Annotated in this window: 26 protein-coding genes and 1 other RNA gene; 14 read left to right on the top strand and 13 right to left on the bottom strand. The window is 67.0% G+C overall.

What is annotated here, in order from left to right; all coding sequences use genetic code 11:
* Window positions 1-27: 27 nt before the first annotated feature.
* Together yidD and ACW171_RS13355 are read right to left on the bottom strand one after the other, a co-directional pair.
* Complete coding sequence (yidD, locus tag ACW171_RS13360) at window positions 28-273, bottom strand: membrane protein insertion efficiency factor YidD (protein WP_492093849.1); 246 nt, start codon at window positions 271-273, stop codon at window positions 28-30.
* Window positions 274-310: 37 nt separating this feature from the next.
* Window positions 311-766 (bottom strand): iron-sulfur cluster assembly scaffold protein, encoded by a 456-nt coding sequence (locus tag ACW171_RS13355; RefSeq protein WP_492096632.1) that lies wholly within the window; start codon window positions 764-766, stop codon window positions 311-313.
* A 146-nt stretch (window positions 767-912) separates the two neighbouring features.
* Between ACW171_RS13355 and ACW171_RS13350 the strand changes: the two genes are divergently transcribed.
* On the top strand, window positions 913-1,488 hold the full coding sequence (locus tag ACW171_RS13350; protein ID WP_492093848.1) for a DUF4168 domain-containing protein: 576 nt from the start codon (window positions 913-915) through the stop codon (window positions 1,486-1,488).
* A 4-nt stretch (window positions 1,489-1,492) separates the two neighbouring features.
* Here the strand turns inward: ACW171_RS13350 and ACW171_RS13345 are convergent, their stop codons facing one another.
* Complete coding sequence (locus ACW171_RS13345; RefSeq protein WP_492093847.1) at window positions 1,493-2,314, bottom strand: tetratricopeptide repeat protein; 822 nt, start codon at window positions 2,312-2,314, stop codon at window positions 1,493-1,495.
* Window positions 2,315-2,403: 89 nt separating this feature from the next.
* Here ACW171_RS13345 and ACW171_RS13340 point away from each other — a divergent pair, with 89 nt between their 5' ends.
* Both ACW171_RS13340 and ACW171_RS13335 read left to right on the top strand, forming a co-directional pair.
* Window positions 2,404-3,798 carry a leucyl aminopeptidase family protein gene (locus ACW171_RS13340; protein ID WP_492093846.1) on the top strand — a complete coding sequence of 465 codons (1,395 nt, stop codon included), beginning with the start codon at window positions 2,404-2,406 and terminating at the stop codon, window positions 3,796-3,798.
* A gap of 72 nt (window positions 3,799-3,870) precedes the next feature.
* Window positions 3,871-4,647 carry a C40 family peptidase gene (locus ACW171_RS13335; protein ID WP_492093845.1) on the top strand — a complete coding sequence of 259 codons (777 nt, stop codon included), beginning with the start codon at window positions 3,871-3,873 and terminating at the stop codon, window positions 4,645-4,647.
* A 67-nt stretch (window positions 4,648-4,714) separates the two neighbouring features.
* On the opposite strand, the gene ACW171_RS13330 is transcribed toward ACW171_RS13335, so the two are convergent.
* A complete protein-coding gene (locus ACW171_RS13330; RefSeq protein WP_492093844.1) occupies window positions 4,715-5,455 on the bottom strand; it encodes a c-type cytochrome in 741 nt (246 codons plus the stop codon).
* A 152-nt stretch (window positions 5,456-5,607) separates the two neighbouring features.
* On the opposite strand from ACW171_RS13330, the gene ACW171_RS13325 reads away from it, so the two are divergent.
* Window positions 5,608-6,345: a 3-deoxy-manno-octulosonate cytidylyltransferase gene (locus ACW171_RS13325; RefSeq protein ID WP_492093843.1), complete on the top strand. Its 738-nt coding sequence runs from the start codon at window positions 5,608-5,610 to the stop codon at window positions 6,343-6,345.
* A 59-nt stretch (window positions 6,346-6,404) separates the two neighbouring features.
* Here the strand turns inward: ACW171_RS13325 and nudC are convergent, their stop codons facing one another.
* A complete protein-coding gene (gene nudC, locus ACW171_RS13320) occupies window positions 6,405-7,328 on the bottom strand; it encodes an NAD(+) diphosphatase (RefSeq protein WP_492093842.1) in 924 nt (307 codons plus the stop codon).
* 73 nt (window positions 7,329-7,401) lie between these two features.
* Between nudC and ffs the strand changes: the two genes are divergently transcribed.
* The 3 genes from ffs to ACW171_RS13305 all read left to right on the top strand — a co-directional run bounded on the left by ffs (window position 7,402) and on the right by ACW171_RS13305 (window position 10,067).
* An RNA gene (gene ffs, locus ACW171_RS13315) (signal recognition particle sRNA small type) lies at window positions 7,402-7,497 on the top strand.
* A gap of 283 nt (window positions 7,498-7,780) precedes the next feature.
* Window positions 7,781-8,185, top strand: coding sequence for a DUF3597 domain-containing protein (locus ACW171_RS13310; RefSeq protein ID WP_492093841.1), 405 nt, complete (start codon window positions 7,781-7,783; stop codon window positions 8,183-8,185).
* Window positions 8,186-8,234: 49 nt separating this feature from the next.
* Window positions 8,235-10,067, top strand: coding sequence for a DNA polymerase III subunit gamma/tau (locus tag ACW171_RS13305; RefSeq protein ID WP_492093840.1), 1,833 nt, complete (start codon window positions 8,235-8,237; stop codon window positions 10,065-10,067).
* Between the two features lie 18 nt (window positions 10,068-10,085).
* Here ACW171_RS13305 and ACW171_RS13300 read toward each other — a convergent pair whose 3' ends face one another.
* Entirely contained in the window at window positions 10,086-10,694 is a 609-nt protein-coding gene (locus tag ACW171_RS13300) for a CAP family protein (protein WP_492093839.1), read from the bottom strand.
* Window positions 10,695-10,880: 186 nt separating this feature from the next.
* Between ACW171_RS13300 and ACW171_RS13295 the strand changes: the two genes are divergently transcribed.
* Together ACW171_RS13295 and ACW171_RS13290 are read left to right on the top strand one after the other, a co-directional pair.
* On the top strand, window positions 10,881-12,086 hold the full coding sequence (locus ACW171_RS13295) for an acetyl-CoA C-acetyltransferase (protein ID WP_492093838.1): 1,206 nt from the start codon (window positions 10,881-10,883) through the stop codon (window positions 12,084-12,086).
* An 11-nt stretch (window positions 12,087-12,097) separates the two neighbouring features.
* Window positions 12,098-14,275 (top strand): 3-hydroxyacyl-CoA dehydrogenase NAD-binding domain-containing protein, encoded by a 2,178-nt coding sequence (locus ACW171_RS13290; RefSeq protein WP_492093837.1) that lies wholly within the window; start codon window positions 12,098-12,100, stop codon window positions 14,273-14,275.
* A 76-nt stretch (window positions 14,276-14,351) separates the two neighbouring features.
* Here the strand turns inward: ACW171_RS13290 and ACW171_RS13285 are convergent, their stop codons facing one another.
* Together ACW171_RS13285 and ACW171_RS13280 are read right to left on the bottom strand one after the other, a co-directional pair.
* The gene (locus ACW171_RS13285) at window positions 14,352-14,681 is read right to left on the bottom strand and encodes a hypothetical protein (RefSeq protein ID WP_492093836.1); all 330 of its coding nucleotides are present in this window, start codon (window positions 14,679-14,681) and stop codon (window positions 14,352-14,354) included.
* 110 nt (window positions 14,682-14,791) lie between these two features.
* Complete coding sequence (locus ACW171_RS13280; RefSeq protein WP_492093835.1) at window positions 14,792-15,628, bottom strand: aldo/keto reductase; 837 nt, start codon at window positions 15,626-15,628, stop codon at window positions 14,792-14,794.
* A gap of 60 nt (window positions 15,629-15,688) precedes the next feature.
* Here ACW171_RS13280 and ACW171_RS13275 point away from each other — a divergent pair, with 60 nt between their 5' ends.
* Complete coding sequence (locus ACW171_RS13275; protein WP_492093834.1) at window positions 15,689-16,666, top strand: alpha/beta fold hydrolase; 978 nt, start codon at window positions 15,689-15,691, stop codon at window positions 16,664-16,666.
* A 3-nt stretch (window positions 16,667-16,669) separates the two neighbouring features.
* On the opposite strand, the gene ACW171_RS13270 is transcribed toward ACW171_RS13275, so the two are convergent.
* Entirely contained in the window at window positions 16,670-17,443 is a 774-nt protein-coding gene (locus tag ACW171_RS13270; protein ID WP_492093833.1) for a metallophosphoesterase family protein, read from the bottom strand.
* Complete coding sequence (locus ACW171_RS13265) at window positions 17,427-18,206, bottom strand: nucleotidyltransferase family protein (protein ID WP_492093832.1); 780 nt, start codon at window positions 18,204-18,206, stop codon at window positions 17,427-17,429. The genes ACW171_RS13270 and ACW171_RS13265 overlap by 17 nt, the downstream gene beginning before the upstream one ends.
* A gap of 168 nt (window positions 18,207-18,374) precedes the next feature.
* Between ACW171_RS13265 and ACW171_RS13260 the strand changes: the two genes are divergently transcribed.
* Both ACW171_RS13260 and map read left to right on the top strand, forming a co-directional pair.
* Window positions 18,375-18,578, top strand: a complete 204-nt coding sequence (locus ACW171_RS13260) for a ParD-like family protein (RefSeq protein WP_492093831.1) — start codon at window positions 18,375-18,377, stop codon at window positions 18,576-18,578.
* Complete coding sequence (map, locus tag ACW171_RS13255) at window positions 18,575-19,342, top strand: type I methionyl aminopeptidase (protein WP_492093830.1); 768 nt, start codon at window positions 18,575-18,577, stop codon at window positions 19,340-19,342. Before ACW171_RS13260 ends, map begins: the two co-directional genes overlap by 4 nt.
* A 95-nt stretch (window positions 19,343-19,437) precedes the next feature.
* On the opposite strand, the gene ACW171_RS13250 is transcribed toward map, so the two are convergent.
* The 3 genes from ACW171_RS13250 to ACW171_RS13240 all read right to left on the bottom strand — a co-directional run bounded on the left by ACW171_RS13250 (window position 19,438) and on the right by ACW171_RS13240 (window position 22,329).
* Window positions 19,438-19,914 carry a chemotaxis protein CheW gene (locus ACW171_RS13250; RefSeq protein ID WP_492093829.1) on the bottom strand — a complete coding sequence of 159 codons (477 nt, stop codon included), beginning with the start codon at window positions 19,912-19,914 and terminating at the stop codon, window positions 19,438-19,440.
* A gap of 2 nt (window positions 19,915-19,916) precedes the next feature.
* On the bottom strand, window positions 19,917-21,536 hold the full coding sequence (locus ACW171_RS13245) for a methyl-accepting chemotaxis protein (RefSeq protein WP_492093828.1): 1,620 nt from the start codon (window positions 21,534-21,536) through the stop codon (window positions 19,917-19,919).
* A 220-nt stretch (window positions 21,537-21,756) separates the two neighbouring features.
* Window positions 21,757-22,329, bottom strand: a complete 573-nt coding sequence (locus ACW171_RS13240; protein ID WP_492096631.1) for a potassium channel family protein — start codon at window positions 22,327-22,329, stop codon at window positions 21,757-21,759.
* Between the two features lie 227 nt (window positions 22,330-22,556).
* Here ACW171_RS13240 and ACW171_RS13235 point away from each other — a divergent pair, with 227 nt between their 5' ends.
* Entirely contained in the window at window positions 22,557-23,165 is a 609-nt protein-coding gene (locus ACW171_RS13235) for a hypothetical protein (protein WP_492093827.1), read from the top strand.
* A 184-nt stretch (window positions 23,166-23,349) separates the two neighbouring features.
* Window positions 23,350-24,396, top strand: a complete 1,047-nt coding sequence (locus ACW171_RS13230; RefSeq protein ID WP_492093826.1) for a ribonucleotide-diphosphate reductase subunit beta — start codon at window positions 23,350-23,352, stop codon at window positions 24,394-24,396.
* Window positions 24,397-24,485 lie beyond the last annotated feature (89 nt).

The raw sequence follows: 24,485 nt of genomic DNA, 5'->3' as shown, positions 1-24,485 counted from the left end.
ACCGGGTCGTATCCCGAACCGCGCATTCTAGGGCGTCGGCGGGGGCACGGGATCAAATCCCGACCCGCCGAACGGATGGCATTTACAGAGGCGGCGCACGGTGAGCCATCCTCCTTTTCGCAAACCATGCTGGATCAGGGCGTCGCGGCCATAGTCCGAACAGGTGGGCAGGAACCGGCACGACTGGCCGAAAAAGGGGCTGAGCGTCACCTTGTAGCCCCGATGGGCCGCGCGGACGCCGCGTTCGTAGAAGGACTTGCCGGGGCTGGCCATGGTGCGGGCTTATCCCTCGCGTAGTGCGAGGGGGCAACTAGGCGGCGCCGGCGAGCCTAGTTCGGGCGGTGAAGGCTTGTGAGACCGCATCCAGCGTCGCCTCGATCGCCACCATGGTGGAGGCGTGACGCGCCGGGTAGTCGGCGACCTGCTTCAGGGCGCGCAGCCCTTCGAACCGGCCGTCAGGGCCATCACCGCCCGACTTCAGCATGGCCAGCATCGCGTCGCGGGCGGAATGCAGTTCCTCGGTCGTGGCGCCGATGACGACCTCGCCGACCACACCCGCTGCCGCCTGGCCGAGGGCGCAGGCCTTCACGTCCTGGGCGAAGTCGGCGATGCGGCCGTCGGCGTCCAGAACGACATCGACCGTCGCTTTCGACCCGCACAGCTTGGCGACCCTCTCGCCCGTGCCCTCGGGATCCGGCAGGCGTCCGCTGTGCGGAAGATTGGCCGCCAACGTGAGGATGCGAGCGCTGTAGAGGTCGTCGATCATGGCCCCGATATAGGCGCTGCGGACGCGGTCGAGAAGGCGGGCGATCACGTCACCGTCAGACGGGGTGATTTGCTGGCGGAACCTTAGCCGGGTTAGCGTCCTCTCCTTCCCCGACGCAAATGTCTTCAAACTGCCAAGGATTTTCCATGCGCCTGACCCTGATCGCCGCCGTTTCCGCCGTCGCCCTGCTGGGTGGAGCCGCCCAGGCCGCCGCCGCCACTCCCCTGACCAGCGCCGTTCAGGCGACCGAATACTCAGATGCCCAGCTTGAGGCTTTCAGCACGGCCATGGTCGCCGTCCGCGCCGCCTCGCCGACCGACGGCGCGACCCCGACCGCCGAGCAGCAAGCCGCCATGGCCGCCGCCATCGATGCGGCCGGCATGGAGATCACCGCCTTCAACGCCCTGGCCACCGCCGTCTCGACCGACCCGGTGCTTCAGGCGCGTCTCGCCGTGTTCGCCACCCCGGAATCGCCGGCCGGTTCGGTCGCCGCCTCTGTGACCGATGCCGAAGTCGCACAGTTCGCCGCCGCCATGACCGCTGTGCGCGCCGCCGGTCCGACCGACGGCACGACCCCGACGACGGAACAGCAGGCGGCCATGGCCGCGGCCGTCTCGTCCTCGGGCCTGGCCCTGGACCGGTTCAATGCGATTTCGGGTGCCGTCTCGACCGACGAACGCCTGCGCGCCCGTCTGCAACTGGCCGACGCCAAAGCGGCCTAAGCGGTCATTGACCCTGTAGCGAGGACCAGGTCCGGGCAAGCGCCGGAGACGCGGCGTCGGTCGCCGTCGGCGCCGTGCGGGGGGCCTGGTTCCTCAGCCATTCCAGATTGCGATCGGCCGCGTCGGGCGGCAGGTCGCGACGGATGATCTGTTCGGCCTCGCCGATCTTGCCTTGCAGCCCCAGAGCCATGGCCAGATTGAGCCGCATCTGCATCGAGGCGTTCGGCTGCACCACCGCGCGGCGCAGCAGGGTCTCGGCGCCGGATGGATCGCCGCCGGTCATCTGGGCCATGGCGGCGTTGTTCATCACCTCGGCATTGTCAGGCGATAGGCGAAGCGCCTCGTTCCAGACGGCGCGGGCATCGTCGGGACGGCGCACCTGCTGATAGGCCACGCCCAGCAGGGACAGCGGTCGCCAATCTCCGGGCGCCAGGGACTTGGCCTGTTCCAGCGCCGCAATGCCGTAGAAGGCCTGGCCCCGCGCGATGTGGGCGCGGCCGATCTCCAGCATCGCATCGACGTTCTGCGGCTGGGTCACCAGAACCTGTTGCGCCGTCGTTGCGGCCTGATCGTGCTGACCCATCTGGCGCAGCGCCTCGGCCAGCTTCACGCCGGCCACGGGATCGGACGGATTGACCTCGAACTCTCGCGACCAGAAGACCGACCGCGCCAGGGGATCGAGACGGTCGTAGGACGCACGTTCCTGCGCGGTGGCCGGAACCCGCGCCTGTCCGCTCTGGGCCAGGGAGGGCGTGGCGACACCGAGGCCGCCGATGAGCGCCACAGCGATCAGAGGGAGGGTGTTCGAGATCCGGGAGCGCGACATAAAACTGTTCCGACGGGTTTTCCGCCCATCGAGACTCGGCCCTTCCCGTCAAGCATTGGTTAACGACCCGGCGCCGCTATAACCATTCCATGTCCGTGATTTCTCCCGAACCGATCCTTGCCGCCGACAGTACGGAGGCCTCGAACGCGACGCCGATCCGCTTGGCCGGCCCTGGCGCCGTCTTGGCCGGCGCGGCCAGGGTCTGGGCCGATCGAATGGGGTTCAGGGGCAAGCCGGGCGAGGTGCTGGTCGTTCCCGGCGCCGACGGCGTCATCGACCATGTGCTGGTCGGGACCGGCAAGACCTTCGACCCGACGAGCGCCCGCGCGCTATCGGCCAGACTGCCCGCCGGCAGCTATCGGCTGGAGGCCGAACCGGAGGACGCCAAGATCGCGGCCCTTGCCTTCCTTCTCGGCCGCTATGCCTTCGATCGCTACAAGGCCAAGGACCGGCCTGATGTCCGGCTGGTCGCGCCCGAAGGTTTCGACACCGCCGAGGCCCTGCGCATCGCCTCCGCCTGCGCCCTGGCCCGCGAGATGGTCGACACCCCGGCCGCCGACATGGGGCCGCTGCAGATGGAGACCATCGCCCGCGAGATCGCAGAGGCCCACGGCGCGACCCTCTCGGTGATCATCGGCGACGACCTGCTGGAAGAGAACTACCCGGCTATCCATGCCGTGGGCCGCGCCGCCGCGCCGAACCGCGCGCCCCGGATCATCGAGATCGGCTGGAACCTGGACCAGACCGATCGGCCCCTGATCGCCTTAGTCGGCAAGGGGGTGGCCTTCGACACCGGGGGGCTGGACATCAAGTCCGCCGCCGGGATGCGCAACATGAAGAAGGACATGGGTGGTGCCGCCCACGCCCTGGCTCTGGGCCGCCTGGTCATGCAGGCAGGCCTGGACATCCGTCTGGTCGTCCTGGTCGCTGCGGTGGAGAACGCCATTTCCGCCGACGCCTTCCGCCCCGGCGACGTGCTGTCGAGCCGCAAGGGCCTGACCATCGAGATCGGCAATACCGATGCCGAGGGCCGGGTGATCCTGGCCGACGCCCTGGCGCGCGCAGGCGAGCATGAGCCGGACCTGACGCTGGATTTCGCAACCCTGACCGGAGCGGCGCGGGTCGCTCTCGGACCCGAGCTGCCGCCGCTCTACACCGACGATGAGGCCCTGGCCGCCGACCTGCTGACAGCGGCAACCGCGGTTCGCGATCCCCTTTGGCGAATGCCGTTGTGGCCCGGCTATCGCGCCGCGATCGACAGCGACATCGCCGATGTCCGCAACGATTCGGCGGCGTGGGCGCAAGGGGGATCAATCACGGCCGCTCTGTTTCTGCAGAAGTTCGCGCCGACCACCGGCGCCTGGGCGCATCTGGACGTCTTCGCCTGGAACAGCCGGGGCCGCCCCGGTCACCCCGAGGGCGGAGAGGCCCAGAGCCTGCGCGCCGCCTACGCCATGCTGAAGGCGCGGTACGAAAGCCGCTGAATCCGGTCCCGCCATTAACGGGACTTTCGCCTTCGCCTGTCACAAGGATCGTCCACTCGTCAGGGCCTGCGTTTGACCGACCTCTCGACCGCCTTCGATCCTCGCACGACGCTCGCCCGGCCCGATCTGGCCGCGCAGGCGCTGGAGGGGCGTGTCCGGGCCGAGACCTTCCGCGCGACCGAGGCCATGCGCGGGGCCGTCCCCGTCGCCGACATTCACGCCGACGCCGATCAGGCCTCCGAGCGGATCGACCAGCTTCTGCACGGCGAGATTTTCGATGTTCTGGACCGGCGCGGCGCGCGCGTCTGGGGCCAGGCGCGTCGCGACGGGACCGTGGGCTGGATGGAGGCTTCGACCCTCGTCCCCCATCGTGCCCTGCCGACCCGCCGGGTCGCCTCGGTCGCGTCCGCCCTGCCCCTGAATGCGCTCACCGACGAGCTTGCCGACACGACACCGATCGGCGCGTTCGAGGCCGATCCCGTGGCGGTCGCGGAAAGCCTGCTGGGCGTGCCGCACAGCCTGGGCGCCCGCTCCTCGGTCGCGACCGACTGCTCCGGCCTGGTGCAACAGGCCCTGTTCGCCTGTGGTCTGGCCGGACCGCGCCGTTCGCATGAGCAGGCCGAGCTCGGCGTCGCCGTCCCGGGCGATAAGGCCCAGCGCGGCGACATCGTCGTCTGGCTGAGCCGCGGCGATCGCAGTTGGACCGGCCATTCGGCCCTGATGCTGGACGAGACCCACGTCATCCACGCCACCGGCTTCCACGGCGCGGTCGTGACGGAAGCCTTCGCCGAGGCAGACGCCCGCTATCTGGCCGACGGCTTCGAGCCCGCCGTCTTCCGCCGCCTCTGACACCCCCATAAACGAAAACAGGCGGCCCGTGAGGACCGCCTGCGTCTCGTCTCGAACGGATCGCCGATCAGGTGTTCGGCGGGGTCGGGCTGGTCGCGGCCGGAGGCGCGACGTCGCCGGTCTGGGTCGTGGGGGCACCGGTGGCGGCCTCGGCCGGAGCCGCGCCCGATTCCACGCCCGCCGTCGCAGCGTCCGCAGGGGTGCCCTCGGTGGGGACTTCGCCTTCGGCCGGAGCGGCGGCGCCCGGCTGACGCGCGGGATCCGGCGCCGGAATAGCGTAACCGGACGAACCCTGGCTGCGCAGATAGGCGATCAGGTTGATGCGGGTCGGGGTGTCGCGCAGGCCGGCGAACGACATCTTGGTGCCCGATACATAGCGGTTCGGGGCGGTGATGAACTGATCCAGCTCGTCATAGCCCCAGTTGGGCGCCTCGGCCTTGTGCGCGGCCATGGCGTCCGAATAGGCGAAGCCGGCGCGGTGCATGACCGGACCGCCCACGACGCCGTACAGGTTCGGGCCGATGCCGTCGGCGCCGCCGGAGGCGATGTTGTGGCAGGCCTGGCAGCGGGCGAAGGCGGCTTCACCGGCGGCCAGGTCGGCGACCGGCAGGACCGTGCCCCAGTCCGGAGCCAGCTCGACTTCTGCAGCGCCGCCTGCGGCCTCCTCAGGGGCGTCGACGAAATAGCCCATCTTCTCCGGCGAATGGGTCGAATAGACCGCGCCCGAGACCTGCTGGACCATCAGGATGACGAACGCCGTCCCCAGGCCCGCGCCGAAAATCTTGTTCCACTTCAGATCGCCGCTCATCGCGTCGTCGCATCCCGTCGTTAGAGGCCCGGCCGGCTCGGCAAACCGGGCGAAATCTTGATTGGCGGTCTCTTACACGCTAGCGCCGCCTTCGCAACCGGCCCCGGACCTCAGTTTGAGCGTCGGGGCGTCGCATGACCGGAAGGCCGCCGATGACGCCCCTGATACTGATACCCACTCGCATGTCCGCCACCCGTCTGCCGGGCAAGCCTCTGGCCGATATCGGCGGCAAACCCATGGTGATCCGGGCCTGGGAGCAGGCCATGCTGTCGGGCCTGCCCGTCGCGGTGGCGGCGGGGGATCAGGTGATCGTCGATGTGATCGAGGCGGCCGGGGGTCGCGCCGTCCTGACCGATCCCGCCCTTCCGTCGGGGTCGGATCGGGTGCTGGCCGCCCTGGAGACGCTGGACCCCGATGGCGAATATGATTCGGTGATCAATCTTCAGGGCGACATGCCCCTGGCCGATCCCGGCATCGCCACCGCCTGCGCCGCCCTTCTGCATGGCGAGCCAGGCTGCGACATCGCCACCCTGGTCGCACCCGAGGCGGATATTTCCGACCGCACCAACGTCGACGTGGTCAAGGCGGTCCTTGCCCTCGCGGAGGGCCACAGACACGGCCGCGCCCTCTATTTCACCCGGTCGACGCTTTACGGCGATGCGCCGGTCTGGCGGCACATCGGCGTCTACGGCTACCGCCGCGAGGCCCTGAAACGCTTCTGCGCCGCCCCGCCCTCGCCACTGGAGCAGCGCGAGAAGCTGGAACAGCTGCGCGCGCTGGAGCTGGGCCTGTCGATCTGGGCGGCCGTGATCGACGAGGCGCCGATCTCGGTGGACAATCCGGCGGATCTGGAGGCGGCGCGGGCTCTGGCGAGCGCAGTTAGGGGTTAGAGGGGTAGGGCTTAGGCAGTAGAAGAAGCCTGCTAACCCCTAAGCCCTAAGCCCTGGCCTCAAACCTCGAACCCGTCCACCCACGCCTGGATCAGCGTCCTGGCTATGGCGAATTTCGGTGGGGCCTTGATCGCGTGCGTTCCGGCCAGAACCGCCCTCGCCTCATCCTTCGTCAGCCAGGCCACCGCTTCCAGCTCGGTCTGATCGGGCGTCGCGTTCGCATCCGACACCTCGGCGATCAGGCCGATCATCAGTTGGGACGGAAAGGGCCAGGGCTGGCTGGAGTGATAGCGCACCGCCGTCACCGTCAGCCCGGCCTCCTCCTTGATCTCGCGGGCGCAGGCCTCCTCGATCGTCTCGCCCGGCTCGAGGAATCCGGCCAGGGCCGACATCCGCCCTGCGGGCCAGGCCGCCTGACGCCCCAGCAGGCACCGCCCCTCGAACACCGGCAGCATGATGGTCACGGGATCGACGCGCGGGAAATGCTCCGCCTCGCAGGACGGACAGACCCGCCGCCAGCCGCCCGCCGTAGATCTCGTCTCATGTCCGCAGTTGGCGCAGAATCCGTGCCGCCTGCGCCAGTCGAACAGCGACTTGGCCCCGCCCGCGATGGCCGCGTCCGTCCCCGACAGCACCGCCGCCGCCTCCCGCAGGCCGGTGAAGACGCCCAGTCCCTTGACCGGCCCCTCGGCCGGATCGACCGATCCCTCGAGTTCGACAGCGAACACCGGCGCCGACTTCCACAGGCCGAGGAACAGTTCCTGATCGGGCACGGGCGCAAGATCGCGGGCATGGGTCAAGGCCAGCCACGCCAGACGCGGTCCGTCCGGGTGATCCTCCAGCAGCGGCTGACCGTCCCAGAAGACCATGGCCAGAGCGTCGGGGCTCTCGCCCTGCTCGGCCAGCCACTCGGGCGTGTTGCGCAGGTCTCCGGCGCGATCCAGGGGATTGCCGGCGAAGGTGTTGAGAAGGGTGAGGGCCATGCCGCTCTCTACCGCCGTTCCGCGCGGTCGGGGAGGGGCGCCTTGATCTCGCCGGCCTCATGGGCGATATCGGCCTTGGAGATCGCGGGCGAAGGCTTCGCCAACCTGGTCAGGGCCGGAAGGCAGCAGCCACAACGAATTCCCCTTCGGGTCGCGGTCTCCACTCTCTCCTTTTTTGTGCGCTAACGCTCGACGCGCGGCGTCTCGCTGCTTGAGCGCATCTTTAGCGCGCTACTGCTCGACGCGCGGCGTCTGGCTGCTTGAGCGCATTCCTCCCCCGTTGGGGGAGGGGGACCGCGAAGTGGTGGAGGGGGCTCGCCCCAGACACGGAGTTCGCCGCTGGGCCCCCTCCGTCTCTACGGTTCGCTTCGAGCCACCTCCCCCGACGGGGGAGGATTGGAACCTAGACCGTTCCCACCCGCTCCATTGGCCAGTCCAACCGGAGCGACCGCATGAGCATTCTCGGCAATATCCTCGGCAAGATCTTCAACCGCGACAAGGACAAGGCCCCCAGCGCTCCGACCCAGCCCGCGCCGACGCCTACCCCCGTCCAGCCGCCGATCACGACGGCCGCGGCCATGGTGCCTCAGCCGGCCCAGCCGGTGGATGTCGCCGGCATCCTGGACTTCATGAACGACCAGAGGGACCAGAAGCTGAACTGGCGGACCTCCATCGTCGATCTGATGAAGCTCTTGGGCATGGAAAGCTCGCTGGCCGAGCGCAAGGAACTGGCCGATGAGCTCGGCTACACTGGCGACAAGTCGGACTCGGCGACGATGAACATCTGGCTGCACAAGCAGGTTATCCAGAAGATCGTGGACAACGGCGGCCAGTTGCCGCGCGATCTGACCGACTGAGTTCGAGAGGTCTCGCGTCGGCGGGGGCGTTCGCTGTAGGTTCGCCCCCATGACCGACGTCGACCTTGATTCCGGCGATCCGCCTTGGGCGGAAGACGACGACGCGCCCGAGCGTGACGAGAACACCGACGACATGTTCGGTGCGCCCGCTGCTGCGCCCGCCGCCGAGGTGAAAACGGTCGAACCGATCCCCGTCTCCCCGCCGACACCCGTCGAGGGCGATGGCGAGGCCTACACCGTCCTGGCCCGCAAATACCGGCCCAAGACCTTCGAGGACCTGATCGGCCAGGAGGCGATGGTCCGCACCCTGACCAACGCCTTCGCCACCGGCCGCATCGCCCACGCCTTCATGCTGACCGGTGTGCGCGGCGTCGGCAAGACGACCACGGCCCGCCTTCTGGCCCGCGCCCTGAACAATGAGACCGACGTCATCGACCGGCCCTCGCTGACCCTGACCGCCCACGGCCGCCACGACGCGGCGATCATGGCCGGCCAGCACATGGACGTCATGGAGATGGACGCGGCCTCCCACACCGGCGTCAACGACATCCGCGATATCCTGGAAAGCGTCCGCTACGCCCCCGTCGAGGCCCGCTACAAGGTCTACGTCCTCGACGAAGTCCACATGCTGTCGAACCAGGCCTTCAACGCCCTGCTGAAGACGCTGGAAGAGCCGCCGCCCCACGCCAAATTCATCTTCGCGACCACCGAGATCCGCAAGGTCCCGGTGACCATCCTGTCGCGCTGCCAGCGTTTCGATCTGCGCCGCGTCGAGCCGGAAATCCTCGTCGAACACCTCGGCCGGATCGCGACGAAGGAAGGCATGAAGGTCGAGGACGACGCCCTGGCCCTGATCGCCCGCGCCGCCGAGGGCTCGGTCCGTGACGGCCTCAGCCTGCTGGATCAAGCCCTGGTCCAGGGCGAACGCGGCGAACCCGTCGCCACCGACACGGTCCGCGACATGCTGGGCCTGGCCGACCGGTCCCAGACCATCGCCCTGTTCGAACAGGTCATGGCCGGCCGCACGCCCGAGGCCATCGAGAGCTTCCGCACCCTCTATGGCTATGGCGCCGACCCGGTTCAGGTGACCAACGACCTCCTGGAACACTGCCACGCCGCCTCGGTCGCCAAGATGCTGGGTCCGAACGCCACCCGCCTGCCCAACGATCAGGCCCAGCGTCTGGCGGCGATGGGCGCAGCCGTCTCGGCCGGCACCCTGTCGCGGACCTGGTCGATGCTGCTGAGAGCGCTGGACGAGGTGCGCCGTGCGCCGTCCCCTGCCGATGCGGTCGAGATGGCCATCGTCCGCCTCGCCTACGCCGCCGACCTGCCCGGTCCGGAAGAGGCGCTGAAGAAGCTGCAGAACGGCGAGGTCCCGGGCGGCGGCGGTTCGGGCGGGCCTCGTGGCGGCGGCGGCGGGGGCGGGGCATCGGCCCAGCTGTCGATCCGCCCGGCGCCCATCCCCACCCTGCCCGATCCGCAGTCGTTCGAGGACGTCGTCTCGCTGGTCGGCCAGAAGCGCGAGATCGCCCTGCAGATGGAGATCGAGCGCTATGTCCGCCCGGTCGCCTTCTCGCCCGGCCGCCTGACGTTCGAGCCGGTCGCCGGCATGCCCGCCAACCTGGCGACCAAACTGGCCTCGCGGCTCAAGGACTGGACCGGCCGCCAGTGGTTCGTCATTGCCAACGGCGAGGGCGGCGGCGAGACCGTCATAGAGATCAACCGCCGAGAAAAGGCCCAGGAACGCGCCGAGGTCGAGGCCGACCCCTTCGTCAAGGCCGTGCTCGAAGCCTTCCCCGGCGCCGTCGTCGGCGAGATCAAGACCATCGCACCCTCGGTCGAGATGCCGGCGATCCCGGACGAGAGCGACGACGAGGATTAGGCGGCGGCGTCCTGGCGTCTACGGCCTCTGCCCGTCGATATTGCCGGGCGGGGAGTAGCGGCAGGCCAGGATCGAGCGATCGCCCCGCGTCGCCACCGCGCAGCCGACATGGGTCGTGCCGCGCCAGATCAGCTGGGTATAGTGTCCGACCGCGACCCAGTCGCCAGTGCGGCTGACGTTCGGAAAGACGCCCGATCGATAGAGACGTCGCTCCGCGATCCAGTCCCCCACCATGTCCTCGGGCGTGAATTCGCGCCCGCCCCAGCCCATCCACAGGTTCTCCCCATGTCCGTGCGGACGCGGATCGTGGGCGAAGCGATCCTCGTCCAGGAGGGTACCGGCCCACTCCCGCGCCTCGGCTTCCAGGTTGTCGCTCCAGGTCAGGGGCCCGGCGTTGGCGGTCGCCCGTTCGCGATTGTGGGCGATCAGAAGGCGGGCTTCCAGCTCATCGGACGGCCGGGCGTCGTCGGCGGGGATGATCGAACGCAGGGTCCGGGCCTGTTCGGAGGCGGGTTCGATCCAGACGCGATCGGCCACGGCCGTAGCCTGGGGAGTCGACTGGGCGCAGGCGGCGACCGGTATTGTGATCACGGCCACGATTGCGGCGAGAAGGGTGCGGGTGTTCATCGCCGTCACAATCCCACGCGACGGGGGCTGTTCCAAGGCGAGACAAGTCTTATCTTGACGTTGACGTAAACGTAGGCTTTGTGTCGCCCACGCTTGAATACGTCCTCCGTCCCTCAAGAAGCGAGGCGCCCAAAATCCAAACGGGGCGCGCCAAGCGTTAGGGACCAAAAAAGGAACGCTGACCCCATGACCGAGGCCTATATCTACGACGCCGTGCGCACACCGCGCGGCAAGGGCAAGAAGGACGGATCCCTGCACGAGATCACCGGGCTGAGCCTGGCGACCCAGGTGCTGGAAGCCCTGCGCGACCGCAACGGCCTGGACACCTCCAAGGTCGACGACGTCATCCTGGGCTGCGTCACCCCCGTGGGCGAACAGGGTGCCGACATCGCCCGCACCGCCGTGCTCAACGCAGGCTGGGCCCAGAGCGTCGCCGGCGTCCAGATCAACCGTTTCTGCGCCTCGGGCCTGGAAGCCGTGAACATGGCCGCTGCGAAAGTGAAGTCCGGCGAGGCCGATTTCGCCGTCGGCGGCGGCATCGAGGCCATGAGCCGCGTGCCGATGGGCTCGGACGGCGGCGCCTGGCCGGTCGACCCGTCCAGCGCCATCTCGACCTATTTCGTGCCCCAGGGCGTCTCGGCCGACATGATCGCGTCGAAATACGGATTCTCACGCGACGACGTGGACGCCTATTCGATGGAGAGCCACAGGCGCGCCGCCGCCGCCTGGGCCGACGGCCGCTTCTCGAAATCGGTCGTGCCGGTCAAGGACCAGCTGGGCCTGACCATCCTGGATCGTGACGAGACCATTCGTCCGAACACGGACATGCAGACCCTGGGCTCCCTGAACCCCTCCTTCGCCATGATGGGCGAAATGGCCTTCGACGCCGTGATCAACCAGCGCTACCCCGAGGTCGAGCGCGTCAACCACGTCCACACCCCCGGCAACTCGTCCGGCATCGTCGACGGTTCGGCCGGCGTCCTGATCGGCACGCTGGAAGCCGGCAAGGCCCTGGGCCTCACGCCCCGCGCCCGCATCAAGGGCGCCGCCTCGATCGGCTCGGAGCCGTCGATCATGCTGACGGGTCCGGAGTTCGTGACCAACAAGCTGCTCGGCAAGCTGGGCATGACGGTCGCCGACATCGACGTCTGGGAGCTGAACGAGGCCTTCGCTGCCGTCGTCCTGCGCTACATGCAGGCGCTGAACATCCCGCATGACAAGATGAACGTGAACGGCGGCGGCATCTCCATGGGTCACCCGCTGGGCGCCACGGGCGCCATGATCACCGGCATCGCCCTGGACGAGCTCGAGCGCTCGAACAAGGAAACCGCCCTGATCACCCTGTGCATCGGCGGCGGCATGGGCACCGCCACCGTCATCGAACGCGTCTGAGGATCACACTGATGGAAAACTTCAAGATCGACGTCGACGCCGACGGCATCGCCCTGGTCAGCTTCGACGTGCCGGGCCGTTCGATGAACACCCTGACCGGCAAGGTCATGGATGAGCTGCCGCAGCTCGTCGAACGCATCAAGACCGATGACGCCATCAAGGGCGCCGTCATCACATCGGGCAAGGCGTCCGGCTTCTGCGCCGGCGCCGATCTGGGCGACATGGCCGGCGGTTCGCTGGCCGGCGGCGGCGACCTTCAGGCCACGTTCGACGCCGGCTGGAAGATGAACGGCTCGCTCCGCGCACTGGAGACCTGCGGCAAGCCGATCGCGGCGGCCATCAACGGTCTGGCGCTGGGCGGCGGTCTCGAGCTGACTCTCGCCTGCCATTATCGGGTGGTCGAGGACGACAACAAGATCCAGCTGGGCCTGCCCGAGATCAAAGTCGGCCTCTTCCCCGGCGGCGGCGGCACCCAGCGCCTGACGCGCCTGATCGGGGTGCAGGCGGCGATGACGGCCATGAGCGCCGGTTCGTCCTGGCGTCCGAACGACGCCAAGGGCGCGGGCGTGGTTCACGAAGTGGTCGCCAAAGGCGGCTCGGTCGAGGCCGCCAAGGCCTGGATCAAGGGCGGCGGAAAAGCCGTCCAGCCCTGGGACGACAAGTCCTTCAAACAGCCCGGTGGCGGCCCCTATCACCCGGCCGGGATCCAGAACTTCCTCGTCGGCAACGCGATGCTGCGGAAACAGTCCTACGGCAACTATCCCGCCGTCGTGAACCTGATGAAGGCCGTCTATGAGGGCATTCAGGTGCCCATGGACGCGGCCCTGCGGATCGAGACCCGCTACTTCATCAAGACCCTGATGACGCCCCAGGCCCAGGGCATGATCCGGTCGCTGTTCCTGTCGAAGCAGGAACTGGACAAGGGCGCCGTGCGTCCGGCCGGCATCCCCGCCTCGGACGCCAAGAAGGTCACCGTGATCGGCGCCGGCATGATGGGCGCGGGCATCGCCTATGTTCAGGCGCTGGCCGGCATCCAGACCATCCTGATCGACCGCACCCAGGAAGATGCCGACAAGGGCAAGGCCCACGTCGAGGCGCTACTGAAAAAGCGCCTGTCGCGCGGTCAGCTGACGCAGGACAAGTATGACGCCCTGCTGGCCTCCGTCGTCGCCACCACCGACTACGACCAGATCAAGGATTCGGACCTGGTCATCGAGGCCGTGTTCGAGAACCGCGAGATCAAGGCCGACGTCACCAAGCGGGCCGAGGCCCAGCTCGCACCCGGCGCCGTGTTCGGCTCCAACACCTCGACGCTGCCGATCACCGGCCTGGCCGAGGCGAGCGTGCGGCCCGAGGACTTCATCGGCATCCACTTCTTCTCGCCCGTCGACAAGATGATGCTGGTCGAGATCATCCTGGGCGAGAAGACGGGTCAGGCGGCGATCGCCAAGACGCTCGACTACGTCATGAAGATCAAGAAGACCCCGATCATCGTCAACGACGGTCGCGGCTTCTACACCTCGCGCTGCTTCGGCACCTATGTGGCCGAGGGCCTGGCCATGCTGGAGGAGGGTTACGCCCCCGCCCTGATCGACAACATCGGTCGCATGACCGGCATGCCGCGCGGCCCGCTGGAAATGCACGACGACGTCGCGCTCGATCTGTCGATGAAGGTGTCGAAACAGACCGCCCTCGACCTCGGCGACAAATACGTGCCGCTGGCCGGCGCCGAGATCATCCGCACCATGGTCGAGGATCTGGGTCGCTATGGCAGGAAGAACGGCAAGGGCTTCTACGACTACGATGTGAAGCCCAAGAAACTGTGGTCCGGCCTCGCCGAACTGGCGCCGGTCACGATCAACGACTCGACGCCCGAGCTGGTCGAGGACCAGAAGCAGCGCCTGCTCTATCGCCAGGCGGTGGAAGTGGCCCGTTGCTGGGAAGAGGGCGTCATCGACGACCCGCGCGAGGCCGATGTCGGCGCCATCCTGGCCTGGGGCTTCGCGCCCTGGACCGGCGGCCCGATCACCTACATCGACCAGATCGGCCTGAAGGCCTTCGTGGCCCAGGCGGACGACTACGCCGCCCGTTACGGCGACCGCTTCAAGGTCCCGCAGCTGCTGCGCGACATGGCGGCCAGGGACGAGACCTTCTACGGCCGGTTCACGGGGACCAAGGCCGCGGCCTGATCGCCTTCGGAGCCTGAAAGACAACGGCCCCGGGATCACTCCCGGGGCCGTTTTTCTTGGACCATCCGTGGACGGATCAGCCGCCGGTGAACTCGAAGGTTTCGCCGTTGATCTCGCACATGTCGACACGCTCGACGTAGTCTGTGCCGTCATCGAAGGTGTAATAGAAGTCATACATGCAGTCTTCGAGGTCGTCGTCGACGGTGACCTCGACCGAGTCGCCCGGCTCGACCTGGTAGTCCAAGATATTGTCGCTCCACTCGTCCGAAGACGATTGCCCGTACAGGATCGACTCGACGGTCTTGTCGGAGTTGTTATGGATGGTGAAGGACACGGCGCCGGTCTGGGCGGCGGCCGGAACGGCGAGGGCGGCGATGGCCGCGACGGTCAGGAACAGATCACGCATTGAATGACTCCCCAGCGCCCGCCCCGTGCGAGCCTGATGAAGCGCTATATCCGGACGGCGATCGTCGCGACAACGCGCGCAGGCGTCACGTCATATCCCGTCAGCCGACCTCAGATGATGTCCAGCGGTCGGGCCGTCGTCGGCGGCGGGAAAGCGCGGTCCAGAACCTCGATGTCCTCGTGGTCCAGCTCAATCTCCAGCGCCGCCGCATTGGCCTCGACGTGGGCGACGGTCGAGGCCTTGGGGATGGCGATGACGCCGTCATGACGCAGGACCGCCGCCAGCGCGATCTGGGCCGGGGTGGCGTCGTGCCGGTCGGCCACGGCCAGCAGCGCCGGATCCTCCAGCAGCCCGCCCCGCCCCAGAGGCGAATAGGCCATGACCGGCTGCAGATGTTCCTGCTGCCAGGGCAAGAGGTCGAACTCGATCCCTCGCGAGCCGAGATTGTAGAGCAGTTGATTGGTCGCGCAGTGCTCGCCGCCCTCAACCTCTTGCAGCCTGTTCATCGTCCGGATGTCGAGGTTGGACACGCCCCAGCGCGCGATCATCCCCTCGTCGATCAGTTCCTCGAACCCGGCGACGATCTCCTCCAGCGGATGCCGGCTCTGCCAGTGCAACAGATAGAGGTCGAGCCGGTCGACGCCGAGCCGCTCCAGCGACTTCTCGGCATGCAGCATCATGGTCATCTCGCCCGCGTTCTCGGGCTTGATCTTGGAGACCAGGAAGACCTCGTCGCGACGACCGGCGATGACTTCGCCCACCAACCGTTCTGAGCGGCCGTCGCCGTACAGTTCCGCCGTGTCGATCAGGGTCAGCCCCAGATCGATGCCGCGCGACAGGGCCGCCTGTTCGGCGTCGCGGGTCTTGGGATCATCGCCGATCATCCACGTCCCTTGGCCGAGGACCGGAACGATCGTACCGTCGGAGAAGCTGGTCATGCGGGTCATGGGAGCTTCAATGCACGACCTCGCGTTCGGCGCCAAAGCCCTCGTCGGAGAAGCCGCCCCATGAAGACCCGGATCATCGCGACCGACGGCCTCAAGCAACAGATTCTCGAAGCCGGGCAGGGGCGCCTCGTTATCCTGATCCACGGCTTTCCCGAACTGGGCATCAGCTGGCGCGCGCAGGTCCAGGCCCTCGCCGAGGCCGGCTATCACGCTGTCGCGCCCGACATGCGCGGCTATGGCGGGACCGACAAGCCCGCCGAGACTGAGGCCTATTCGATCCTGCATCTGGTCGGGGATATGGTCGATCTGGTCCGGGCTCTTTCCAGTGACGCGGGGAAGGAACCGACCTGCACCGTCGTCGGTCACGACTGGGGCGCCCCGGTCGCCTGGCATTGCGCCCTCATGCGGCCTGACATGTTCACCGCCGTCGCCGGACTGTCGGTGCCGTTCCAGCCGCGCCGTCCGGGCGGCGCTCCGACGCCGATCATGGCGGCCATGTCGAAGCGGGCAGGTCTGGGCGAACTCTACATCAATCAGTTCCAGGCCCCGGATCATCACCGGATCTTCGAGGCCGACGTGGCGAACGGGCTGCGCAAGGGATTCTACGCCTACGACGGTTCGACCCCGTCAGAGCGCCAGTCGACCGGCTTCATCGCGCCGGGCCAGGACTTCCTGTCCGAGGTCGCCGACGACGCGACCCTGCCGCCCTGGATGAGCGAGGCGCACCACGCCGAATACGTCGCCGCATTCACCGCCGGGGGCTTCAAGGGGCCGCTGGACTGGTATCGCAACATCGACCGCAACTGGGCCCTGACCGCCTTCCTGCAGGACAGACGGATCCGCCAGCCGTCGATGTTCATGGTCGGCGAGCGCGATCCGGTCCGTCATTACGCAGGTCAGCACGAGGCGACGCTGAAGGACTGGCTGACCGACCTGCGCACCCAGACGGTCCTGCCCGGCGCGGGGCACTGGCTTCAGCAGGAGCGTCCCGACGAGGTCAACGCGGCACTGATCGGGTTCCTCGGGAAGATCGCCTGAAGCCTAGACCTCGAACACCCGATAGGGGGTGTCGCCGAGCGTTCTCAGCACCGGCAGGGCGACGTTGAACACCGGCACCCCGCGATGGGTGGCCCCTTCGGGCGCGCCGCGATGCGCATGGCCGTGCACCACCAGTTTCACGTTGTCGTAGCGGTCGATCGTCTCGGCCAGGCGCGACGAGCCGAGGAAGGCGTGGATCTCCGGCGGCTCTCCGACCACCGTATCAACCACCGGCGAATAGTGCAGCAGGACCACCGACCGCTCGGTCCTCAAAGACCGGATCGAGGTCTCGATCTGGTTGGCATCCTCGACCGCTTCCTGCACGAACGTCTTGATCGCGCTCTCGCCGAAGGAGCTCAGCATGTAGCGACCGAAGCCGCCGACAAACCCCTTGCCGCCCGCGAAGCCGACCCCTCCGATCTCGTAGCTGCGCCCGTCCGAAATCATCTGGACGCCCGCGTCGGACAGCATCTCCAGCACATGCTCCGGCTGGCCGCACTCATGTTCGTGGTTTCCCATGACCCCGACGATGGGGATCTGGCACAGCTTCAGATCCTCGATCAGGATCTCGACCTCACGCGTCTTGCCGAAGTTGACCATGTCCCCGCACAAGCACAGGACGTCGGCATCCTGGTGCACCTGTTCGAACAGGTCGCGGTACGGCTTCTCCGACGCCTCGCCGACATGGAGGTCACCGACCGCCGCGACGCGCAGCTTCGTCTTCGGCCCCGCGTCCAGACCCGGTTGCGGGGTCTGAGGATCAGTGGACGGGGTCATGTCGCTCCTCCAGCCCCTTGCCGACGACGTCGCCGAAGCCCCATTCGGAGATGTCGGACACATAGTCCCGCGCGCTGAACAGACGGCCCCGGCACACCTTCACGCGCGGCGCCGGCAGGTTGACCTGCGCCTCCAGCCGCTGCGCCAGTTCGGTCATCAGCCAGGCCGGGATGTTGTCCCGCTCGGTCGGGTAGGCGAACCGGAAGTTCAGCAGGTGCGCCATCAGGACCTCCCAATACAGGTCCATCTGGTCCAGCAGGCTCTTCCAGTCGATGGCCCCCGCCTGCTTCAGGATGATGTGATTCACGTCCGCGCCGTCGTAGCGATAGCGGTCCTGAATGAAGACCTTCGACAAGATCAGGGCCGTCGGCGGGGTGATGGTCACCTCGTGGCCATAGACCTCGATCGTATCCGATCCGAACCAGCTGTCCGACACCGCGATGGTGCCGTTCGACATGGCGAAGATCACGTCGAAGAAATGCTTCTCGTCCTTCCACACCTTGGCGATCCAGCGCTCGTCCTCGACGTCGGTCCGGTATCCGCGCGCCTGGAAGAAGGCGAGGATACGCGGATAGTCGCCGGGCTTGCAGAAGACATCCAGGTCCTTGGTCGGCCGCCGGATCCCCGTATAGGCCGTGACCGCATAGGTGCCGGACAGCAGGAAGGGGATCCCGCTCTCCTTCAGCAGCCGAAGGCTTTCGTCATAGAAGGCCACGGCGTCCGCCGGCGGATGATAGGTCGGATCGATGACGGTGTCGGACATGCGGACGGTACCCTGGAACAAGGGCCTGAGAACGGTCGCCCTCGCCGCACGGTTCCGCGCCGCCGGAAAGGCCGCTCCCTCATTGACTCTCTGTCCGGCCTGACGTCTTGCAGCCCAGCCGGCAGAAATATACATGGCGCATACGAAACGCATACTGGGAGACGCCTCATGGGCATCGTCAACATCGAGGACGCGCTGCACGAACAGCTGCGTCGCGCCTCCAAGGCCTCGTGCCGTTCGATCAATGCCCAGGCCGCCTTCTGGATCAGGCTGGGCATGCTGTGCGAGCTCAACCCGGGCCTCTCCTTCCAGGAGCTGATGGCGCGCGAACTCAAGGCCGCCGGCGTCGAAACGCCCCCGATCGCCGCATGACCAAGACCCCCGGAGAGATCGAACTGATGGCCGAGGCCGGCCGCCTCCTGGCCTCGGTCTTCACCCATCTGGACGGGTTGACGCTCGCGGGCATGACGACGCTGGAGGTCAACGACCGGGTCGAGGCCTTCATCGTCGAGGACCTGAAGGCGCGCCCGGCCTCCAAGGGCCAGTACGGCTACGGCTTCGTGCTCAACGCCTCGATCAACGAGGTCGTCTGCCACGGCGTCCCGTCCGCCGACGAGGTCCTGAAGGACGGCGACCTCGTCAACCTCGACATCACGCTCGAGAAACACGGCTTCATCGCCGACTCATCCAAGACCTATCTGATCGGCTCGGTCGGTCCGGCCGCGAAGAAGCTGGTCCGCACCACCTACGAGGCCCTGTGGAAGGGCATCCGCGCCGTCCGCCCTGGCGCGAAACTCGGCGACATCGGTCACGCCATCGAACAGCACGCCAAGCGCGCCGGCTATTCGGTCGTGCGCGACTACTGCGGCCACGGCATCGGGCGAGAGATGCACGAGGAACCCCAGGTCCTACATTTCGGCAAGGCGGGCACGGGGCTGACGCTGCGCGAAGGCATGGTCTTCACCATCGAACCCATGCTGAACCAGGGCGTCCGCTCTGTCGCCACCCTGGACGACGGCTGGACGGTCGTCACCGCCGACCGCAAGCTGTCGGCCCAGTTCGAACACACGGTCGCGGTCACCCGGGACGGGGTGCGGGTGCTGACGCTTCGCTCGGACGAGGCCCGGGCGGCGTAGATGTCCTACTAAGGTCTGATCGGCGTATCAGGGCATTGATCTGGTACCACCCCGGGAACTGAGGTCGCCGCACCCATGATCAAATGCGGTCTGGCCTATGCGGCCTCCCCAACTGATACGAACGGCAGGAGCGATCCGACGATGAGCCGCGAAAGCATGCGGCCTTCCAGAGGGATGATGGCGTCGACGAACTGATCGTTGGCGTCTGACCCCACATCGGGCGGCATCTGAAGCAGGGACGCGGCGAGTTCGAAGGTCTCCTGCACTTTGTCGACCAGAACCCCGGCCAGACGGTTGCCGTGTTGGATGACGACGATGACGTGCCTGCTGGAGGGGTCGGTCTTGCCCAGACCCAGGCGGCAGCGCAGATCGAGGACCGGCATCACCGCCCCGCGCAGGTTGATCACTCCGAGGATATAGTCCGGCGTCTGAGGCATCGGGGTCGTCGGCGTCCAGCCCCGGATCTCGCGCACCGAACGAACGTCGATGCAGTACTCCTGACCCCCGATCTCGAACGAGATCAGCTCAAGCCTGTCGCCGGTGTCGGCGGCCTGGATCTCAGCCGAGGTCATGCTCAGAATTCCTCCCACTCGGTGGTCTTCAGAGCCGTGTTACCGAGAGTGCGGGACGGTGTGCGCGGGCGCGCGAAGGCTTCGACGCGGGCTTGAGCAGCATGCACCGGGTTCGACTGCGGGGCGGCGGAGGACGCGCTTACCTTGAACCTGGACACCAGCCCGTCCAGTTCTCCTGCCTCGTTCTTCAGCGAGTGGCTGGCTGCGGTGGATTCCTCGACCATGGCGGCATTCTGCTGGGTCACCTGGTCCATCTGATTGATGGCGGTGTTGACCTGCTGGAGGCCGGTCGCCTGTTCCTGGGCGGAGGCGGCGATCTCGGACACCAGGCCGTCGATCTCGGCGACGCGGCCGACGATGCGTTGCAGCGCTTCGCCCGTCTGACCGACCAGGGCGACACCGGCGTTGACCTGGGTGGTCGAGGCCGAGATCAGCGTCTTGATCTCCTTGGCGGCCTCGGCCGAACGCTGGGCAAGGGCCCGGACTTCGGAGGCGACGACCGCGAAGCCGCGGCCTGCGTCACCGGCACGCGCGGCCTCGACGCCGGCGTTCAGGGCCAGCAGGTTGGTCTGGAAGGCGATCTCATCGATGACGCCGATGATCTGGCTGATCTCCTGGGCCGACTTCTCGATCGCGCCCATGGCGCCGACAGCGTCACGAACCACGACGCCCGAGGTCTCGGCGTCGCCCTTGGCGGCCTGAACCGTCTCCGACGCCTGTTTGGCGCCCGAGGCGGTGCGGTTCACCGTGGCGGTGATCTCGTCAAGGGCGGCGGCGGTCTCTTCCAGGCTGGCGGCCTGTTGCTCGGTGCGTCTGGAAAGTTCTTCCGAAGCTGAAGCGATATCCTGCGATCCATGCAGGACGGCGCTGGCGGATCCTGAGATTGATCGGACTGTCGCCGCCAGGGTTTCGACGGTCTTGTTGAAATCGTCCTTCACCCCCTGAAAGCGTGGTTCGACCTCGATATCCAGCCGTGTCGTGAAGTCTCCGGCCGCCAGGCTTTTCAGGCCTTCGGCGAGCGCAGCCACGACACGGTTCTGCTGGTCCTCGGCCTCCTGCCGCTCTGTCTCGGCGATCTTCCGCTTGGTCTCCAGAGCGTCGAGGTAGACGGAGACCGCGAGGTCCATGTCCAGCAGGGTCGCCTTGACCAGGGCGCCCAGTTCACCCGCTGTGGACCCGGCTGTCACGCCACGGGCATGCAAGGCATGCTTGGGCCAGCGCGCCTCGATGACCTTGGTCACCATGGCGTCCAGAACCAAAGCATAGCCGCCGATGTACCAACGAGGCTCCAGGCCGATGCGAGCATGGACTTCGCCCACCTTGTTCACGCCGTCCGCATAGCGGTCGTCGTAAAGCCCGCTCGAGATGATGTCCCAGTGCGCCATCTGCTTCTTGTGCGCAGCGTCGATATGGCCGTCGTTCTTGAAAAAGGCCTTGGTCTCGGGTGTCGCGCGGACTTGTTCGTAAAACCCGTCCAGAGCCGCCGGCATCTCCGCCATGATAAGGGGCTTGATGGATTTGATCCGCGAGCGCGCGGCCTCATCCAATTTCATGAACTTGATCCGGCTCTCGACGGCTTGATTGGACACGGCTTGATACCCTCCTCGGTTCAGGGCGGCCATCGCTCGTCCTTCGCTTAAAGCCCTACTGAGGATGTGGATAACGCCAATTTACCGACCCGCTACGTAGTCTCCCGTAGACGACCGGATTTCTCGCCATACCTTGATGTTCCAAGTCTGATATCCGCTTCCCCCCATCTCAGACCGTCACCAGGTCCTATGGCTGGCCGGACGTCGAATGTCGGCTTTGGGGCACCTCGGCTTCGCATCGTTCGTTGCGGCGTCATGGCGTCACCTGAACGGTCGCCCACCGCGTCTCGGTGTAATCGTGCGCCGCCATCACCGACCGTGCCGAGGCTTGGTCGTAGAACCGGGCGGCGTTCCGGGGGTCTGCGAGAAGCACGGCCCCGAGATCCTCGAAGCCCACATATCGCTCGCCGTCGGTAATGACCCAGGGCTTCACCGCCGCCGCCTTCAGCTCCGCCAGCGTGTCCATGATGACGACCTGCTCGTCGTGACTGAACCGGTCCTGGTTCTCTATCAGGGTGTTGATGACGTGCCCGATCAGGAGCGGCAGGATGACGAGGATGGACAGGTGCATCAGCACCCAGCCGATGACCCGCCCGCCCACGGTCACCGGGAAGAAGTCGCCGTAGCCGGTCGAGGTCGCGGTGACACCTGCCCACCACAGGGCGTCCCAGAAGCTTTTCTGTTCAAACAGCGCGAAGCCGACGGCGCCGAGGATCAGGACCACGGCGTAGACAGCGAGAACCTCGCGGATCGTGTTCGTCGCGCGGACGATGGTGCGCTTCATGTTCGGACTCCTTCGACCAGCCGCTGGCTCGGCCTCGGCCAACGCCTCGACGTCGTTAGCCGGGGCCTGCGCCGGAGGCCATATCCGGCTGCCGGAGACGATCTTGATACGGCGCGATGCCGCACATCGTCGGCCTTCGGTCCTCGCCGACGTCAAACATCGCTCTTAGGTTGGCAAAGGATCGCCCCAGGACGCCTTTGAATTCAACGGCCCGGCCTGACGAAAGCCCTTGTCCCTGCCCAACCCCGAAACCGGGCGACACTGGGGGCATGACCCATACCGATCCCAAACCCCGCCTCACCCCCAAGGCCTGGGCCTGCGCCCGGGAAGACTTCATCGCCGGCACCAGCTGCGCCGTCATCGCCGAACGCTATGGCGTGACCGAGCGCACGATCCGCCGCCGCGCGGCCATCGAGGGCTGGGAGCGCCCCGATTTCCTGCCGTCGCGCCTCGGCCCTCCTCCGCCCTGGATGGCCGGGCCGCGCACCAAGGATGAGGAAATGGAGATCGACCCGGCGCTGGAAGAGGTGGACGCGGCTGAATCGACGTCCCGCTTCGGTCTGCTGTTCAACCCCAAGCCCCGGACCCTGCGCCGCTTCGCCTTCCGTCAGGCGGCCGAGAACGCCGCCATTGATCGGCCGCAGCAGGCCGTCGCCTGGATGCGACTGTGCCAGCTCGTGGATCGTTGCGGCGACGGCCTGGACGGCGACGCCGCAGCCTTCCGCGACGTCGACTATGTCCGCGCCGCCTATCTGCACCGACTCAATGAGGCGGTGGCCGCCGGACGCGATGAGACGCTCGCCGAAGACGCCGAGGCTGAACTCGAGACCGTGCAGACCGCGCAGGCCGCAGAGGCCGCGCAGACAGCGACGTCCTGACCGGAGCCAATGTCCGCAATGTCCGAAATGTCAGGGTGTTTTGCGTCAGGGTGACAAAACCATCCCCCGTTCGACACAAGATGTTGATGCTGGGGATCGTTAACCATCAACAGGTAGCTTTCGGGGCGATTCTGGGGTTCACTGGCCCCAGTCTTTTTCACCGCCAGCAGTCCGGTCTCCTCCCATGAACGCCCACACGATCATCACCCCCGCCAAGGCCGGCCTGCTGACCCCCTCGGCCGCCTACAAGCCGTTCCGCTATCCGTGGGCCTTCGACATGTGGAAGAAGCAGCAGCAGGTCCACTGGATGCCCGAAGAGGTGCCGCTGGGCGAGGACTGCAAGGACTGGGCGGCGAACCTGAACGACAAGGAGCGCAACCTGCTGACGCAGATCTTCCGCTTCTTCACCCAGTCCGACATCGAGGTCGCCGACAACTACATGGAAAAATACGGTCGGGTGTTCAAACCGACCGAGGTCAAGATGATGCTGTCGTCCTTCGCCAACATGGAGACGATCCACATCGCGGCCTACGCCCTGCTGCTCGAGACCATCGGCATGCCCGAGAGCGAGTTCGGCGCCTTCATGGAATACGAGGCCATGCGGGACAAGCACGACTACATGGGCCAGTTCGGGGTCGATAGTGACGCCGACATCGCCCGGACCCTGGCCATGTTCGGCGGCTTCACCGAGGGGCTGCAGCTGTTCGCCTCGTTCGCGATGCTGATGAACTTCCCGCGCCAGAACAAGATGAAGGGCATGGGCCAGATCGTGTCGTGGTCGGTGCGCGACGAGAGCCTGCACTGCGACGGCATCATCAAGCTCTACCACGCCTTCAACAAGGAGACGGGCTGCGTCACCCCCTCCGTCGCCGACGACATCGTCGAATGCTGCCGCACCGTGGTCGGCCTTGAAGACAAGTTCATCGACCTGGCCTTCGAGGCCGGCGACGTCCAGGGCATGACGCCCGAGGACATCAAACAGTACATCCGCTTCATCGCCGACTGGCGCCTGCGTCAGCTCAAGCTGCCGGAACTCTACGGCATCAAGGAAAACCCCCTGCCCTGGCTGCAGTCCCTGCTGTCGGGCGTGGAGCACGCCAACTTCTTCGAGGCCCGCGCCACGGAGTATTCCAAGGCCGCCACCACCGGCGCCTGGCACGGCGCCGACGGCGTCTGGGGCGAGTTCGACAAGATGATGGCTCGCCGCGACATGAGCATGGTCGCGGGCTGATCCAACGTCTCCTCCCCGTTCGACGCTTGGCGAATGGGGAGATGGCGCGGCCCCTCTTCAGGGCCGTGACGGAGGGGGTCTTCGGTCTT

The sequence above is a fragment of the Brevundimonas sp. FV1ye28 genome (assembly GCF_058681135.1).
The sequence above is the reverse complement of the archived record's forward strand: the minus strand, read 5'-3'. Positions and strand labels throughout refer to the sequence as shown.